Raw genomic sequence first — 14298 nt, forward strand, 5'->3', positions numbered from 1 at the left:
TGGGTTGAGTTTTCCGCCGACCAGCATAACGCCTAGCCGCGCGCCGCCGAGACGTCTTTCAGCCGCGCCGCGCCCGCAACGCCGGCGTAGCCGATCGCAGCGAGGAAGATCAGCGCCGCCCGCGGCCCGAGCAGGGACACGGCGGAGGAGACGGCGCCGACGACGAGCAGCACCACGCCCATCACGGTGTTGGACGCGCCGGTGATCAGGGTGCGGCGGTCGCCCTCCGCCATGTCCACCAGGTACGTCTTGCGCGATACGCGCACCGCGGTGTGCGCGAGATTCACCAGGAAGAAGCCGAGGGGCATGACCCAGGCGTTGACGGGAGCGTCGAAAAGCGATGCGCTCACCACCAGCAGGACGAGCACGGTCGAGGCGAAGCCGGCCGCCCACGCCATCGTGCTTTTCGACGACCGGTCCGAGAGCGCGCCCGACACCCGCCCGCCGAGCAGGCTGGCCCCGCCGGAGGCGATGACAAAGGCGCCGAGCCCGGTCAGGTCCGCCCCCTGCTGGCTGGCCAGCACCACGATGAACGGCGTGGATAGCGCCGTGACCAAAAGCAGCGAGCGCACGATGAGGAAGCGCTGCAGATCCCGGTCGCCCTTGACCAGCTCCCAGGTGCGGCGCAGGCTGCTGCCGCCCGCGCGCTCGGTGACCTCCGCCTCCGGCTCCTCGATGCGCGAAAACACCACCGAGGCCAGCGCCCACGTCGAGGCGCCGAGGCCGAGGAGGGCGGCGAGCGCCCACCGCGGCAGGTCGTTGGGGATGAAGGCGAGGATCAGGCCGATGGCCAGGGTGAACGCGCCCGCGAGCTCCGTGGCGCGGCCGGTGATGTCGCCGCGGTGGCCCTTCGAGATGGTGCGGCCCTGCACGTCCTTGCCCGCGATCGAGCAGATGGCGCGAAATACCGCCTGCACCGCCAACAGCGTCACCACCAGCCCGCCGAGCGCGTGCCCGGAGAACAGGAGCGCGCTCACCGCGATCAGGCCCGCGGCCGCCGCCTGGCCCCAGGAGCCGATCAGCCACGCGCGCTTGCGCGAGGGCTGCGACGTCAGCCACGGCGTGAGCGCGGCCTGCGGCAGCATCGAGCCGGACTCGCGCACCGGCACCAGCATGGAGGTGTAGACGGACGGCACCCCCGCGGCGGTGAACAGCCAGGGCAGCACCGTTTTCGGCGCGACGATCTGGTCGCCGATGTTTTGCAGCCCGTTGGACCAGATGAAGCGGCGGGCGTTGCGCTCCTCGTTTGGCAGCGATTCGGTCATAGCGCGGATAGTAGGATCATTGGAGGAAATCGGCGAACTTGGAGGAGCAATGACCATGAGTAGAAGGACGTTTTTCAAAGGCGCGGTGGTGACGGCGGTCGCCGCCGCCACCGCTTCGGCTGCCGCGGCGTGCTCCGACCAGCCAACCCCGCTCGGCTCGGACGCCGACGCGCGCCCGCTGCGCATCCCGCCGCTGGAGGAGGGCACCCTCGAGGGCAACGTGCGCCGCTTCGAGCTCACCGCGCAGGAGGGCGAGTTCGAGATGATCCCCGGCACCATGACCAAGACGTGGGGGTTCAACGGCCCGTACCAGGGCCCGACGCTCTACATGCGCCGCGGCGAGCACATCGAGATGACGGTGCGCAACGAGCTGCCGGAGCCCACGGTGGTGCACTGGCACGGCATGCACCTGCCGGCCGCCGCGGACGGAGGCCCGGCGCTGATGTTCCCGCCGGGCGAGAGTTGGTCCCCGTCCTGGACCGTGGATCAGCCCGCGGCCACCTGCTGGTACCACCCCCACCCGCACCAGGCCTCGGCGGTGCACGCCTACCGCGGCCTTGCCGGGGGCATTGTGCTTGACGACGACACCTCCTACACCGGCCTCCCCACCGAGTACGGCGTCGACGACATCCCCGTGATCATCACCGACGCCAACTTCACCGAGGACGGGCAGCTGGACGAGGAAAACGGCTGGGTCGGCTCGACCGTCCTGGTCAACGGGATGACCAAGCCGCGTTTCGAGGCGAGCACCCGTCGCCTGCGCCTGCGCGTGCTCAACGGCGCGACCATGCGTTTCCACCACCTGTCTTTGGGCGTGCCGTTTATGGTGGTGGCCACCGACCAGGGCTATCTCGAGGCACCGGTTGAGGTTGACGGCATCCTGCTCAGCGCGGGCGAGCGCGTGGAGATCGTGGTGGACCTGAAACCGGGCAAGGACCTGGTGCTGCGCAGCAACGGGGTGCCGGACCTCGGCGGTCTGCCGGACCGCGACACGGCGAAGACGTTCGGCCTGACCGACAAGTTCGACCTCCTCCACATCGCGGCGCCGCCCGAGACCGCCCCCGAGCCGGAGGCGCTCGCGGAGGGGGTTGTGGCGTTTGATGTGCCTGCGTCGGCAAGCAAAGAGCGCGAATTCCGCATGAAGGACATGGAAATCAACGGCAAGACGATGGACATGGCCCGCGTGGACGAGGTGGTGGACCACAAGGGACCCGAGATCTGGCACGTGACCAACGACAACGACGACATGATGCACAACTTCCACGTGCACAACGCGCGCTTCGCCGTGATCGGCGTGGATAACGGGGACCTGGAGTTCACCACCGGGTGGCACGACACCATCACGGTGCCGCCCCTGGCCACCGTGCACCTCATGGTGGAAATCGGCTACTACCCGGACCCGACGCTGGCGTACATGTACCACTGCCACATGCTCAACCACGAGGACAAGGGCATGATGGGGCAATTCGTGGTGGTCGAGCCCGGCCAGGAGCCGGACCTTTTCGTGCCCGGCTGGCACGAGTAGGCGGCGCGGGCGCTGCGCCGGTACTGCGCCGGCGCTGCGCGGGCCCAATTTGGGTAGGCCCGCGCATGGGTTACAATTCCCTACTGTCTTTCCCCATGGTGTAATTGGCAACACTACGGTTTTTGGTACCGTCATTCTAGGTTCGAGTCCTGGTGGGGAAGCCACGTGCGCGGGGGCCGTAAGGTGTGGGGCATGGCTCGTCAGCGAATGACCGGACCGCAGCGCCGGGACCAACTCATGAACGTCGGGCGCGCAGCCTTCGCGGAACGCGGTTTCGAGGGGACCACCGTCGAGGAAATCGCGAGCCGCGCCGGCGTGTCCAAGCCGGTGATCTACGAGCACTTCGGGGGCAAGGAGGGGCTCTACCGGGCGGTGGTGGAGCGGGAGATGGAGCGGCTCCAGGCCGCGATCGTGGGCGTGATTCAGGAGGGACGCTGGCACGAGCGCATCCAGAACGGCGTGCTGGCGCTGCTCACGTACGTGGAGGAGGAGACGGACGGCTTCCTCATCGTGGTTCACGGGCAGCTACCCGGCCAGGAGCGCACCTACTCCACGGTGCTCAACCGCGTCACCGCCCAGGTGTCCTACCTGCTCGCGCAAGCGTTCGAGCACCGGGGGTTGGATACCCAAGCCGCGACGCTGTACGGTCAGGCCCTCGTTGGCACCGTGTCCAACACCGCCCTGTGGTGGTTGGACGAGCGCACGCCGGACAAGCAGTCGGCGGCGCTGCACATTACTAATCTGTGCTGGAACGGGCTGCGCGGCCTCGAGGCGCTCCCGCACACGCAGCCGGACACTACCGGGAAGGACGCATGACTTTGACCCCGCCGCCGCTCGCCGGTCTGCTCACCCAGGCGCTCACGGACCCGAAGCTCAAGGGCCTCGTCTCCCACGTGGGAGATCAGACGCTGCACGTCACCGCCATCGACCAGGTTCGGCCGTGGGCCGCCGGCGCCCTGTCGCGTGAGGTGCCGGTGCTGGTGGTCACCGCCACCGGCCACGAGGCCGAGGACCTCGCCGCGGAGCTGAAGGCGATTGTGGGGGAGGAAAACGTCGCCCACTTCCCGTCGTTTGAGACCCTGCCGCACGAGCGTCTCTCTCCCGGCGCGGACGTGGTGGGCCGCCGCGCGAAGGTGCTGCACGAGATGCCGCGCGTGATCGTCGCCGCCGCCCGCGCGGTGTGCCAGCCGTGCCTGCCAGCGTCAGCCCCGATCGAGGTTGCGGTGGATGCGGAGCGCGACTTCACCGATCTGGTGCGCGAGATCGAGCACTACGCCTACGAGCACGTGGACATGGTGGCCAAGCGCGGCGAGTTTGCCACCCGCGGCGGCATCATCGACGTTTTCCCCACCACCGCGGACAACCCGGTGCGCATCGAGTTCTGGGGCGACGAGGTGACGGACATCCGCACCTTTGCGGTGGCGGATCAGCGCACGATCGACGAGGTCGCCTCGGTGTCGCTGTTCCCCGCGCGCCAGTTGCTTATCGACGCACCCGTGCAACAACGCGCCGACGACCTTGCGCGGCGCTACCCCTCGAACCCGACCCTGGTGAGCTTGCTCACCCGCATCTCCGAAGGCACGCACGCGGACGGGGAGGAGGCGCTCCTGCCAGCGTTGACGGACGCTCCGTGGTCCGTGCTGCCAGAGCTCGTGGGCGACGGCATCGTCTTGGTGACCAACCCGGAGAAGGTCCGCGCCCGCATCGAGGACCTGGAGGCCACGGACCGCGAGTTCCTGGAAGCGGGCTGGGAGGCCGCGGCCATGGGTGCCGAGGGACCCGTGGCGGTGGAGGGGCTCGACGTCTCCGCGTCGTCCTACCGCTCGTATGAATCGCTCGCGGTCTCGGCTCAGAGGGCCGGCAACGCGTGGTGGACGTTCGCCCCGCCCGGCATGTTCGCGGCGGACGACGCCGAGACCCTGCCGCTGGAGTTCGAGGCCGCGCCGGCGCCGAAGGGCGACCCGAAGGCGATCGAGCAGCTCTACGCCACGCTGAAGCTGCACGTGCAAGACAACCACGGCCGCGCGGCGTTCATCGCGCCCGCGAAGGGCACCGTCGAACGCACCGCCGAGCGCCTGCGCGAGCACGGCATTTCCGCCCGCATCGCCTCCGACGGGCTCGAGCCCGTGGATGGCGCGGTGACCCTTTACCGGGCGCTGTCCCACGGCGGCCTGGTGTTCGGCGGCACGAGCACCGCCGCGGGACTGGTGGTGGTCACCGAGACGGACGTGACCGGCAACCGCGTCGGCGACATCGCGGGCGCCAAGCGTCGCGCCCCGCGCCGCCGCAACCGCGTCGACCCGCTCGCGCTGCAGCCCGGTGACTTTGTGGTGCACGAGACGCACGGCATCGGGCGCTTCGTCAAGATGGCGGAGCGCACCATCAAGGCCGGCGACGAGGATTCGCGCCGCGAATACATCGTGCTGGAGTACCAGGCGGCCAAGCGCGGCCAGCCCGCGGACCAGCTGTGGGTGCCCATGGAGTCGCTCGACCTGCTGTCCAAGTACACAGGCGGCGAGAAGCCCAGCCTGAGCAAGATGGGCGGCAGCGATTGGAAGGCCACCAAGCGTAAGGCCCGCGCCGCGGTGCGCGAAATCGCGGGCGAGCTCGTCGAGCTGTACGCGAAGCGCCAGGCCGCGCCGGGCCACGCGTTCGCGCCGGACACCCCGTGGCAGCACGAGATGGAGGACGCGTTCCCCTTCGTGGAGACGGAGGATCAGCTGGCCGCCATCGAGGCCGTGAAGGATGACATGGAAAAGCCGGTGCCGATGGACCGCGTGATTGTGGGTGATGTCGGCTTCGGTAAGACCGAGGTGGCCGTGCGCGCCGCGTTCAAGGCGGTGCAGGACGGCAAGCAGGTCGCGGTGCTGGTGCCCACCACGCTGCTGGCGCAGCAGCACTTCTCCACCTTCTCCGGCCGCATGGACGGCTTCGGCGTGACGGTGCGGGAGCTGTCCCGCTTCACCTCGGCGAAGGAGGCGAAGGAGATCATCGCCGGCCTTGCCGACGGCTCCGTGGACGTGGTCATCGGCACCCACCGCCTGCTGGCCACCGGCGTGCAGTGGAAGAACCTCGGCCTGATCATTGTGGACGAGGAGCAGCGCTTCGGCGTGGAGCACAAGGAGCACATCAAGGCGCTGAAGTCCCACGTGGACGTTTTGACCATGACGGCGACGCCGATCCCGCGCACCCTCGAGATGAGCCTCACCGGCATCCGCGAGATGACCTCCATCACCACCCCTCCGGAGGACCGCCACCCGGTGCTCACGTACGTTGGGCCGCAGGAGGACAAGCAGGTGGCCGCGGCGATCCGCCGCGAGCTGCTGCGCGACGGCCAGGTGTTCTACATCCACAACAAGGTCGCGGACATTGAGAAGACCGCGCGCGCACTGCGCGAGCTGGTGCCGGAGGCGCGCGTGGTGGTCGCGCACGGGCAGATGGGGGAGCAGCTGTTGGAGCAGACGGTGCAGGGCTTCTGGAACCGCGAGTACGACGTCTTGGTGTGCACCACCATCGTGGAGACGGGCCTGGATATCGCCAACGCCAACACGCTGATTGTGGAGAATGCCCAGAACATGGGCCTCAGCCAGCTGCACCAGCTGCGCGGCCGCGTCGGCCGCTCCCGCGAGCGCGCCTACGCCTACTTCCTGTACCCCAAGGACAAGACGCTCACGGAGACCTCCTACGACCGCCTGGCCACCATCGCCCAGAACAACGACCTGGGCGCCGGCATCGCCGTCGCGCAGAAGGACCTGGAGATGCGCGGCGCCGGCAACGTGCTGGGCGCAGAGCAGTCGGGCCACATCGCGGGCGTGGGCTTTGACATGTACGTCCGCCTCGTGGGGGAAGCGGTGGAGACCTACAAGGCGCTCATGCAGGGCGAGCTTGTCGACGCAACCGATCAAGGGCCCAAAGAAATCCGCATCGACCTCCCCGTCGACGCGCACATCCCGGAGGGCTACATCAAGGCGGAACGGCTGCGCCTGGAGGTCTACCGCAAGCTCGCCGAGGCCCGCGGCGAGGACGAACTGCGCGCGGTTGCCGACGAGATGGTGGACCGCTTCGGCCCGCTGCCCAAGGAGGTGGAGTACCTCATGGCCGTGGCGAGGCTGCGCCACCAGGCGCGCGCCGCCGGCATCTCCGAGATCCTCACCCAGGGCACCCGCATCAAGCTCCACCCGGTGGAGCTGCCGGACTCGAAGCAGGTGCGGTTGAAGCGCCTCTACCCGGGTGCGAATTACCGGGCGGCGGCGAAGGCGCTGCAGCTTCCGATGCCGCGCGAGTCCAGGGCCATCAACAGCCCGAACCTGCGCGACACCGAGTTGCTGCAGTGGGTGGCGGATGTCCTCACCGACATGTTCGACGCGCCAAAGGTGTCCGTTGCCGGCTCCACCGCCGTGGGCGGCGAGGCCAACAAGAAGGTCTTCTCCTTCGGCGGATAGCGGCGGGGTACAGTTGCTAACCGCGCCCCCATAGCCCAATTGGCAGAGGCAGCGGACTTAAAATCCGCGCAGTGTCGGTTCGAGCCCGACTGGGGGCACTCCGCGTCACAGGGCCACGAACAGCACGCTGATGGTCACCACCGCGCCCGTGAGGTAGTTCAGCCAGAGGAACACCCGCCAGGCGCGGTTCACGCCGGCGCTGGTGGCGTCGGTGACGTTCCAGTAACGGGCCGTGTTGGCCACGTACCCGAGCCCCAGCAGGCCGATCACCCAGCCAGTGGCGGGTAGGGCGAAGCACGCAAGCGCCGCGACCAGGTACAGCGCGGCGGCGAGGCGGGTGGTGGTGCGCGCGCCGAGCTCGGTGGCCACGGAGCGCAGGCCCCCGGCCCGGTCCGCCTCCACGTCCTGCACCGCGCCGAGGGCGTGGCTGGCCATGCCCCAGCAGAAGAACGCGGCGGCGGCGAGGGGGAAGGGCGGTTCTAAGGTGGCGTCGGCAAGCGATGCCCCAACAAGGGCGGGCGCGGTGAAATGCGTGGACGAGGTCGCTGAATCCACCAGTGGCACCTCTTTGAGACGCAGTGGCGGCGCGGAGTAGGCCACCACTGCCGCGAGCGCGACCGTGAGCCAGGCGGCAGAGGCCCCCGTGCCGGCGGCGTAGAGCACGGCGGCGAACGGCGCGACCGTGACGGCGGAGGCGACGAGCAGCGGGCGGTGCATGCCCCGCGGTAACACCGCGCCCTCGATCCCGCCTTTGCGCGGGTTGCGGATGTCGGATTCGTAGTCGAAGACGTCGTTGATGCCGTACATCGCGATGTTGTACGGCACGAGGAAGAACACGAAGCCGACGCACAGCCGCCAATCCACCCGCCCCGTGTCCAGCAGGTACGCGAGCGCGAACGGCACGGCGGTGTTGACCCAGCTGATGGGGCGCGAGGCGGCGAGGATGGCGCGGATCATGCGTCACCTTCGGGCCAGAACGCGGTTGCCACCAGCGCGGCGAACACGGGGTAGAAGAGGTCCTCGGCCGGGATGCGCCCGAGGAAGATGCCGGCGGTGTTGCCCGCACGGTAGTCGTACAGCCCGGCCGCGACCATCAGGTTGTCAAAGAGCACGGTCAGCCCGCACAGCACCGCCAGCACGAGAGCGAGAGCTTGTGCTTGCCGACGCCCCCCTCGCCGCCGCCACCCCCACAACCCCGCCGCCGCGGCGATGAACGGCGCGCTGATGAACAGGTAGGTCATCGGCTGGCCACCTCCCGCGCCTCGGCAGCCAGGTTCATGGCCAGGTAGGTGAGGAAGAACAGGAACACCGGCTCCTCCACCGGCAGCTCCGGGGCGAGCTCGACACCCAGCATGTAGGGCGAGTCGCCCCGGTAGAACGTGCCGGTAGCGATTCCGAGGGCGTCCCAGGCCAAAAACGCGGCGACGCAGCCCACTGCCACGGGCCAGGCGCGGCGCGCGTCCCGGAAGAAGACGAGCCGGCGGCGGTGGTCCCACACCGCCATGCCCGCCAGGGAAAACAGCAGGCAGCCCAGGTACGCGGCGCGCATCTAGCGCTCCTCGAGCGGGCCGGGGGAACGGTCGCCGCGCAGCCGCTTGACCACGTTCTCCGCGGAGATCAGGCACATGGGCACGCCCACGCCCGGCAGCGTGGTCGCGCCGGCGTAGAGCAGGTTGTCCAGCTTTTTCGACCGGTTGCGCCCGCGGAAGAAGGCGGACTGTCGCAGCGTGTGGGCGGGGCCGATGGAGCCGCCGGACCAGGCGTTGTAGCGCTCGGCGAAGTCGGCGGGTCCCAGGGTCCTGCGCACCACCACGTGCTCGGCGAGGTCTGCGATGCCGCACCACTCGGCGATCTGGGCGACGGCCGCGTCCGCGATGCGCTCCACCGCCGGCGAGGCCTGCGCGCGGTACATGTCGCCGTGGCCCAGCGACTCCGCGGGCGGCACCGGCACGAGCACGAACAGGTTCTCGCAACCCTCCGGCGCGGTGGACGGGTCGGTGGCGGACGGCTTAGACACGTAGATCGACCTCGAGGCACCCAGCGGCCGGGCCGGCTCGGGCGCGTTGAAGACGGCCTCGAAGTCTGGGCCCCACTCGCTGCTGAAGAGGAGGTTGTGGTGGGCGAGCTGCGGCAGCGCGCCCTCGACGCCGAGCATGACCAGCACGGTTCCCAGGCCCGGGTCACGCGGGGCGAAGTAGCGCTCCGGGTAGGTGCGCTTCGCCTTCGGCAGCAGCCGGGTCTCGGTGTGGTGCAGGTCGGCGCAGGACACCACCACGTCGGCCCGGATTTCCTCCCCGCCGACGAGGCGGACGCCGGTGGCGCGGCGGCCCTGAAAGGTGATGGCGGCCACGTCGGCACCGAGCCGGATCTCGGCGCCCTGTTCGACAGCGAGCCCGTGCAGCGCCTCCATCACCGCAGTGAATCCGCCTTGGGGGTACTGCACGCCCTGGACCAGGTCCGTGTGGCTCATCAGGTGATACATGGACGGCGTGCGCGAGGGGTGCGAGGACAGGAACACCGCCGGGTAGGTGAGCATCTGCCGCAGGCGTGTGTCGCGGCAGCGGCGGGCCACGAAGCTGTCCAGCGGCACCGTGAGCAGCTTGGCCAGCTCGCCGTAGCGGGGCAGCAGCTCGGCGTCCGCCACGGCACCCACGCCGGAGAACGTGGTGTACAGAAACCGCTCGACGGCCATGTCGTAGGTCTCGGCCGCCGAATCGAGGTAGCTTCCAAGCGCCCGGCCCGCGCCGGGCTCGATGGACTCGAAGAGCGCCTCGGCCTCGGCGCGGCCCGAGGTGACGTCGAGAGGCGGGTGCCCCTCGGCGAACAGGCGGTAGGCGGGGGTGAGGTCCACCAGGTCGAGTACGTCCGCGGTGCGCTTGCCAAAGAGCGCAAAGAAGTGGTCGAACGCGTCGGGCATCAGGTACCAGGACGGGCCGGTGTCGAAGCGGAAGCCGTCTACCGTCTCCTCGCCGGAGCGCCCACCGATGGCGGCCAGGCGATCCAGCACGGTAACCCGGTAGCCCTCGCGCCCGAGCAGCGCGGCGGTGGCCAGGCCGGCGGCGCCGGCGCCGATGACGATTGCGGTCTCGCGGTCATTGGCGGCGGGGGTCATGGGCGGGGTCCTTTCCCTGAGGTAGGGCGGCGCAGCTGCCGGGCTGCGGCGCGGGCGGTGATCGCTGCCTTGCGGTGCGCGGGCACGCTGATGCGGGCGGCGGCCAGGTCGGCGGCCGCGGTGGCGTCCACCATATCCGTCAGCTCGTGAAACAGCGCTTCGGCGGCGGCGACGCCCGCACGCGCCGAGCGGGGCAGCAGGGGGAACGCGGCGCGGGCGTGGTCGAGTTCGGCGCGGATGGTGGCAACGAGGTCGTCTTTGGTTGCGTCGTCAAGCATGCGCTCCGAAACCTCGGGGAAGTAGCTGCGGCCGAGCTCGTCGCGGTCCTGGCCGAAGTCCCGCAGGAAGTTGATCTTCTGGAAGGCGGAGCCCAGCGAGCGCGCGCCGGCCTCCATCCGTGCGCGCTCGGCGGCACCCACTTCGCGGCCGGCGAGGAATACCGACAAGCACATCAGGCCGATCACCTCAGCGGAGCCGTAGACGTACTCGGTGAACTCGCTGTCGGTGTAGCGCGTCTGCGTCACGTCGCGGCGCATGGAGGCGAAGAACGCGCGCACGTGATCCGGGTCGAAGCCGCAGCGCCGCGCCGTGGCGGCGTAGGCGTGGAGGACCGGGTCTGTGTGGAAACGGGTGCGCGGGGCGCCCAGGACGGAACGCTCGTAGGCGTCGAGCAGGGGCGCCGGGTCCGCCCCGGCCGCGGCGGCGGTGCCGTCCACGATCTCGTCCGCCACCCGAACCATCGCGTACAGGTTGCGGATGTCGCGGCGCTCGGCAGGGGCCAAGAGGCGCGCGGCCAGTGAAAAGCTGGTGGAATACGCGGCGATGACCTGGGCTGAGGCGGCATCGCACATCCGGTCGTAGCGCGCCAGATAGTCGGGGGAAGCACTCACCCGATCAAGCTTCCCGCGGCCCCGCCCACCGCGCAAGTAGGCGGCGCGGGGGTGGCGAGGTCTGAAACCCCCGCAGCATCGAGTACCAGCCGCGGCGGAAGCGCGTGCGCAGCTGGGCCGCTCCGCGCAACGCCCGGGCGTCCATGCACACGCTGAGCTGAGGCGCGTAGAGCACCGTCTCGTGCGGGCGCACGGCGAAGGAGAGCTGGATGTCGTCGTGGACGAACGTGTCGGCGGAATCCACCGCGTCGCGCACCTCGCCCCACCAGCGGGCGAAGAAGGCGCAATTGGTTCCGAAGAACGGCGGGTGCCCCAGGGCGGATCCCACGCTCGCGCGGTACGCGCCGAGATAGAGGCGGGCCAGCAGGGCGCCTCCTACGGGCAGGTCGAAGGTCGCGGCGCCGGTGAGGCCCACTGGGGATGTGGAGGTGCGCTGAGCGGAGGCGTCGATAAGCAATGCAAACTGGCGCACGAGCTCCTCGACGAAGGTGGGGCTGGCCCAGGCATCGGCGTCGGTGCGCACGATGAGGTCGGCGCCGCCTGCGAGCGCGGCGTCGTAGCCCGCCCGCGCCGCCCACGTGATGCCGCGGCGCGGCTCGCCGACCACGACCGCTCCGAAGGACGCGGCCACGGCGGCGCTTGCGTCAGTTGAGCCGTTGTCCACCACGATGATCTGGTCCAGCGGACGCGTCTGGGCGCGGAAGCTGGCCAGGCAGCGGGCGAGGAGGTCCGCGTCGTTGAGGCAGGGCACCACCAGCGCGATGTTGAGCACGGGGCTACAGGGCTAGAGGGCTACAGGGCGCGGGCGACCTCGCCGGCCACGAACGCGGACCCGGCGCGCGAGGGGTGCAGGGACATGGTGTAGTTCGCGGTGGTGGTGTCGATGTATCCGGAGACCCAGCGGTCCGCGTCCTTCACGCAGGTGTTGTGGTAGCGCGAGGCCTGGCGGATGTCGATGAACTGCGCGCCGATCTCGCGCGCCGCGCGCCGCTGGTTGTCGGCCGTGTACGTTTCCACCTGCTGCAGCAGGGGGAACGGGACGCCGGCGGGCAGGTTGGGCACGACGTTAACAAAGCAGAGCATGTTCGCGCCGTACGGCTCCGCGATGGTGAGCATGCCGGGCATGATGATCTTCGCGTTCGGCGCCACCGAGCGGATCCGGGCGGCGGCCTCGCGCACCTTGGCCACGTACGTGTCTTGGATGACCCGCTGGTTGTAGGTGGTGTTGAGCTCGAGGACGGCGCCCGGCCAGTAGTCGTTGAAACCGATGGAGATGACCACGGCGCGGGTGCCCGGGTGGAGGTCGCCGCTGGCGATTGCCCCGTTGATGCGCCCGGCGAGGTGGCCGGAGTTGTTGCCGGAGCAGGACCAGTCCGCGACCGGGATGCCGGTGCGGGCCTGGAGCTGGCGCGGCCAGTTGTCCGGGCCCTGGAGGCAGCCACCGGTGGAGGGGTAGGTGGCGATCGCCGGGTTGGTGGAGGAGCCCGGGACGCGGTTGAGGTAGTTCTTCCACTTGTCCGGGTTGGCGGCGTAGGAGTCGCCGAAGACGACCACGTTGCCGGCGGGGGCGGCGTGGGCCGGCGCGACCGCCCCGAGGCCGAGCGCGACGGACGCGGCGGTGAGCACAGCGGTGATGCCGCTGGTGATGGTGTTACGCAAACGCATGTGTGTGACCTTACTTGAAGCTGCGCATTTCCTCGTACGCGTCGAGGGCGCGCCTGCGCGATTCCTTCACGTCCACCATCGGCTCGCGGTACAGCGGGGTCAGCGCCTCGGGCACCCACCGCGCCACGTAGCGGGCGCGGGGGTCGAATTTCTCCTGCTGCAACAGGGGGTTGAACACTCTGAAGTACGGCGCGGCGTCATCGCCCGAACCCGCCACCCACTGCCAGTTGAAGGGGTTCGAGGCCTCGTCGGCGTCCACCAGTGTGTCCCAGAACCACTCCTCGCCGTGGCGCCAGTGAATGCCCAGGTTCTTGGTCAGCCAGGACCCGGCCACCATGCGCGCGCGGTTGTGCATGGTGCCGGTCGCCCACAGCTCGCGCATGCCCGCGTCCACCAGTGGCACGCCGGTCTCGCCGCGCTGCCACGCCGCCAGGTCCTCCAGGTGCTCCGCCGCCGGGTCCATGCCGGTGTGCGCGAAGGCGCGCTCGTCCGAACCCGGCACCGCGTGCGGCGTCCACGCCCAATCGAAGTGGTCGAACTGCCCGCGGACGTTGCGTGTGGCCATATCCGGCAGGTGGTAGAGGCGGTGCCAGGCGAAGTCGCGCCACACCAGCTGCCGGAGGAAGGCCCATGCGTGGGCGGCGGTTTCCGGGTGGCGCTCCGCCAGCGCTGCGGTCTCCGCCCACACGTAGCCGGGCGAGAGCTCGCCGAACCGCAGGTGGGGGCTCAGCCCGGAGGTCGCGGGCGCGCCGAGGTCGTTGTTGTTGTACTCGGCGCCGTCCTCGAGCCGGCCCAGGAACTCGTTGAAACGCTCGAGCGCTGCGTCCTCACCGGGGTGGCAGTGCGCGGCCAGCGTCGCGGCCGCCCAGAACGGCTCGCTGTCCGCGACCGGGTCTGACAAGGCCGCGGCGTCCACGCTCGCCGGCTGCAGCTCCGGCACCGGCTCCGGCCGGGGCGGCGCGGACTCGAGCGCGGCGAACACCGCCTTTGAAAAGGGGGTGAACACCTGAAAGGGCGAGCCCGAGCCGGTGGCGATGGCCCACGGCTCCGCGAGCAGGAACCCCGGGTGCGAGGTGGCGCCGGTTGCGTCCTTGACAGCCGCGTCCACGTCGGTGAGGTGGTATCGGCGGTTCCAGTGCACCTCCGCGTCCAGCTCGCGCGCGATGCGCGGCACCACCTCGCGCGGGTCACCCGCCGCGCGGATCAGGGGGAGCTTGTTGCTTATCGACGCCACACTGCGACCGCGCCACCACCGCGCCGCCGCGCCGATGGGCCGGCCGACCGTCTCGTCGACGTGCAGGCCCACCACCGGGCCGCGCGCCGCCGCAGCGGTCAGCGCCGCGTTGTCCCGCAGCCGCAGGTCGTCGCGGAACCAGACGAGCTGGGTTCTGCCCATGGG

Annotated in this window: 12 protein-coding genes and 2 tRNA genes; 5 read left to right on the plus strand and 9 right to left on the minus strand. The window is 70.0% G+C overall.

Annotated features, from left to right (window positions below; translation table 11 throughout):
• Positions 1–32: 32 nt before the first annotated feature.
• Positions 33–1265, minus strand: a complete 1233-nt coding sequence (locus BN4252_RS10645) for an MFS transporter (RefSeq protein WP_078056907.1) — start codon at positions 1263–1265, stop codon at positions 33–35.
• A gap of 55 nt (positions 1266–1320) precedes the next feature.
• Here BN4252_RS10645 and BN4252_RS10650 point away from each other — a divergent pair, with 55 nt between their 5' ends.
• The 5 genes from BN4252_RS10650 (at position 1321) to BN4252_RS10670 (ending at position 7330) form a co-directional block, all read left to right on the plus strand.
• Positions 1321–2790: a multicopper oxidase family protein gene (locus BN4252_RS10650; RefSeq protein ID WP_096877817.1), complete on the plus strand. Its 1470-nt coding sequence runs from the start codon at positions 1321–1323 to the stop codon at positions 2788–2790.
• An 89-nt stretch (positions 2791–2879) separates the two neighbouring features.
• A tRNA-Gln gene (locus BN4252_RS10655) sits at positions 2880–2954 on the plus strand.
• 28 nt (positions 2955–2982) lie between these two features.
• A complete protein-coding gene (locus tag BN4252_RS10660) occupies positions 2983–3606 on the plus strand; it encodes a TetR/AcrR family transcriptional regulator (protein WP_066530591.1) in 624 nt (207 codons plus the stop codon).
• The gene (gene mfd / locus BN4252_RS10665) at positions 3603–7232 is read left to right on the plus strand and encodes a transcription-repair coupling factor (protein WP_066530593.1); all 3630 of its coding nucleotides are present in this window, start codon (positions 3603–3605) and stop codon (positions 7230–7232) included. Before BN4252_RS10660 ends, mfd begins: the two co-directional genes overlap by 4 nt.
• 24 nt (positions 7233–7256) lie before the next feature.
• Positions 7257–7330: transfer RNA gene (locus tag BN4252_RS10670), tRNA-Leu, on the plus strand.
• A gap of 7 nt (positions 7331–7337) precedes the next feature.
• Here the strand turns inward: BN4252_RS10670 and BN4252_RS10675 are convergent.
• From BN4252_RS10675 to BN4252_RS10710, 8 genes are read right to left on the minus strand one after another with little or no spacing between them, the layout of a single operon-like run.
• Positions 7338–8189, minus strand: coding sequence for a prenyltransferase (locus BN4252_RS10675; RefSeq protein WP_066530595.1), 852 nt, complete (start codon positions 8187–8189; stop codon positions 7338–7340).
• Positions 8186–8473 carry a lycopene cyclase domain-containing protein gene (locus BN4252_RS10680; protein ID WP_066530599.1) on the minus strand — a complete coding sequence of 96 codons (288 nt, stop codon included), beginning with the start codon at positions 8471–8473 and terminating at the stop codon, positions 8186–8188. Before BN4252_RS10680 ends, BN4252_RS10675 begins: the two co-directional genes overlap by 4 nt.
• Positions 8470–8781, minus strand: coding sequence for a lycopene cyclase domain-containing protein (locus BN4252_RS10685; protein WP_066530606.1), 312 nt, complete (start codon positions 8779–8781; stop codon positions 8470–8472). Before BN4252_RS10685 ends, BN4252_RS10680 begins: the two co-directional genes overlap by 4 nt.
• Positions 8782–10344, minus strand: coding sequence for a phytoene desaturase family protein (gene crtI, locus BN4252_RS10690; protein ID WP_066530609.1), 1563 nt, complete (start codon positions 10342–10344; stop codon positions 8782–8784).
• Entirely contained in the window at positions 10341–11195 is an 855-nt protein-coding gene (locus BN4252_RS10695) for a phytoene/squalene synthase family protein (protein WP_066530616.1), read from the minus strand. Before BN4252_RS10695 ends, crtI begins: the two co-directional genes overlap by 4 nt.
• Before the next feature lie 43 nt (positions 11196–11238).
• Positions 11239–12006, minus strand: coding sequence for a glycosyltransferase (locus BN4252_RS10700; protein ID WP_230208638.1), 768 nt, complete (start codon positions 12004–12006; stop codon positions 11239–11241).
• Positions 12007–12026: 20 nt separating this feature from the next.
• Positions 12027–12899 (minus strand): GDSL-type esterase/lipase family protein, encoded by an 873-nt coding sequence (locus BN4252_RS10705; RefSeq protein ID WP_066530619.1) that lies wholly within the window; start codon positions 12897–12899, stop codon positions 12027–12029.
• Between the two features lie 10 nt (positions 12900–12909).
• Entirely contained in the window at positions 12910–14295 is a 1386-nt protein-coding gene (locus BN4252_RS10710; protein WP_066530627.1) for a cryptochrome/photolyase family protein, read from the minus strand.
• Between the last annotated feature and the right edge of the window lie 3 nt (positions 14296–14298).

Origin of the sequence: Corynebacterium bouchesdurhonense, assembly GCF_900078305.2 — a bacterium.
GTDB lineage: Bacteria > Actinomycetota > Actinomycetes > Mycobacteriales > Mycobacteriaceae > Corynebacterium > Corynebacterium bouchesdurhonense.

Coding starts and splice junctions, on each gene's coding strand:
- BN4252_RS10645 (WP_078056907.1), bottom strand. CDS start 1,265: ATGACCGAATCGCTGCCAAACGAGGAGCGCAACGCCCGCCGCTTCATC.
- BN4252_RS10650 (WP_096877817.1), top strand. CDS start 1,321: ATGAGTAGAAGGACGTTTTTCAAAGGCGCGGTGGTGACGGCGGTCGCC.
- BN4252_RS10660 (WP_066530591.1), top strand. CDS start 2,983: ATGGCTCGTCAGCGAATGACCGGACCGCAGCGCCGGGACCAACTCATG.
- mfd (WP_066530593.1), top strand. CDS start 3,603: ATGACTTTGACCCCGCCGCCGCTCGCCGGTCTGCTCACCCAGGCGCTC.
- BN4252_RS10675 (WP_066530595.1), bottom strand. CDS start 8,189: ATGATCCGCGCCATCCTCGCCGCCTCGCGCCCCATCAGCTGGGTCAAC.
- BN4252_RS10680 (WP_066530599.1), bottom strand. CDS start 8,473: ATGACCTACCTGTTCATCAGCGCGCCGTTCATCGCCGCGGCGGCGGGG.
- BN4252_RS10685 (WP_066530606.1), bottom strand. CDS start 8,781: ATGCGCGCCGCGTACCTGGGCTGCCTGCTGTTTTCCCTGGCGGGCATG.
- crtI (WP_066530609.1), bottom strand. CDS start 10,344: ATGACCCCCGCCGCCAATGACCGCGAGACCGCAATCGTCATCGGCGCC.
- BN4252_RS10695 (WP_066530616.1), bottom strand. CDS start 11,195: ATGTGCGATGCCGCCTCAGCCCAGGTCATCGCCGCGTATTCCACCAGC.
- BN4252_RS10705 (WP_066530619.1), bottom strand. CDS start 12,899: ATGCGTTTGCGTAACACCATCACCAGCGGCATCACCGCTGTGCTCACC.
- BN4252_RS10710 (WP_066530627.1), bottom strand. CDS start 14,295: ATGGGCAGAACCCAGCTCGTCTGGTTCCGCGACGACCTGCGGCTGCGG.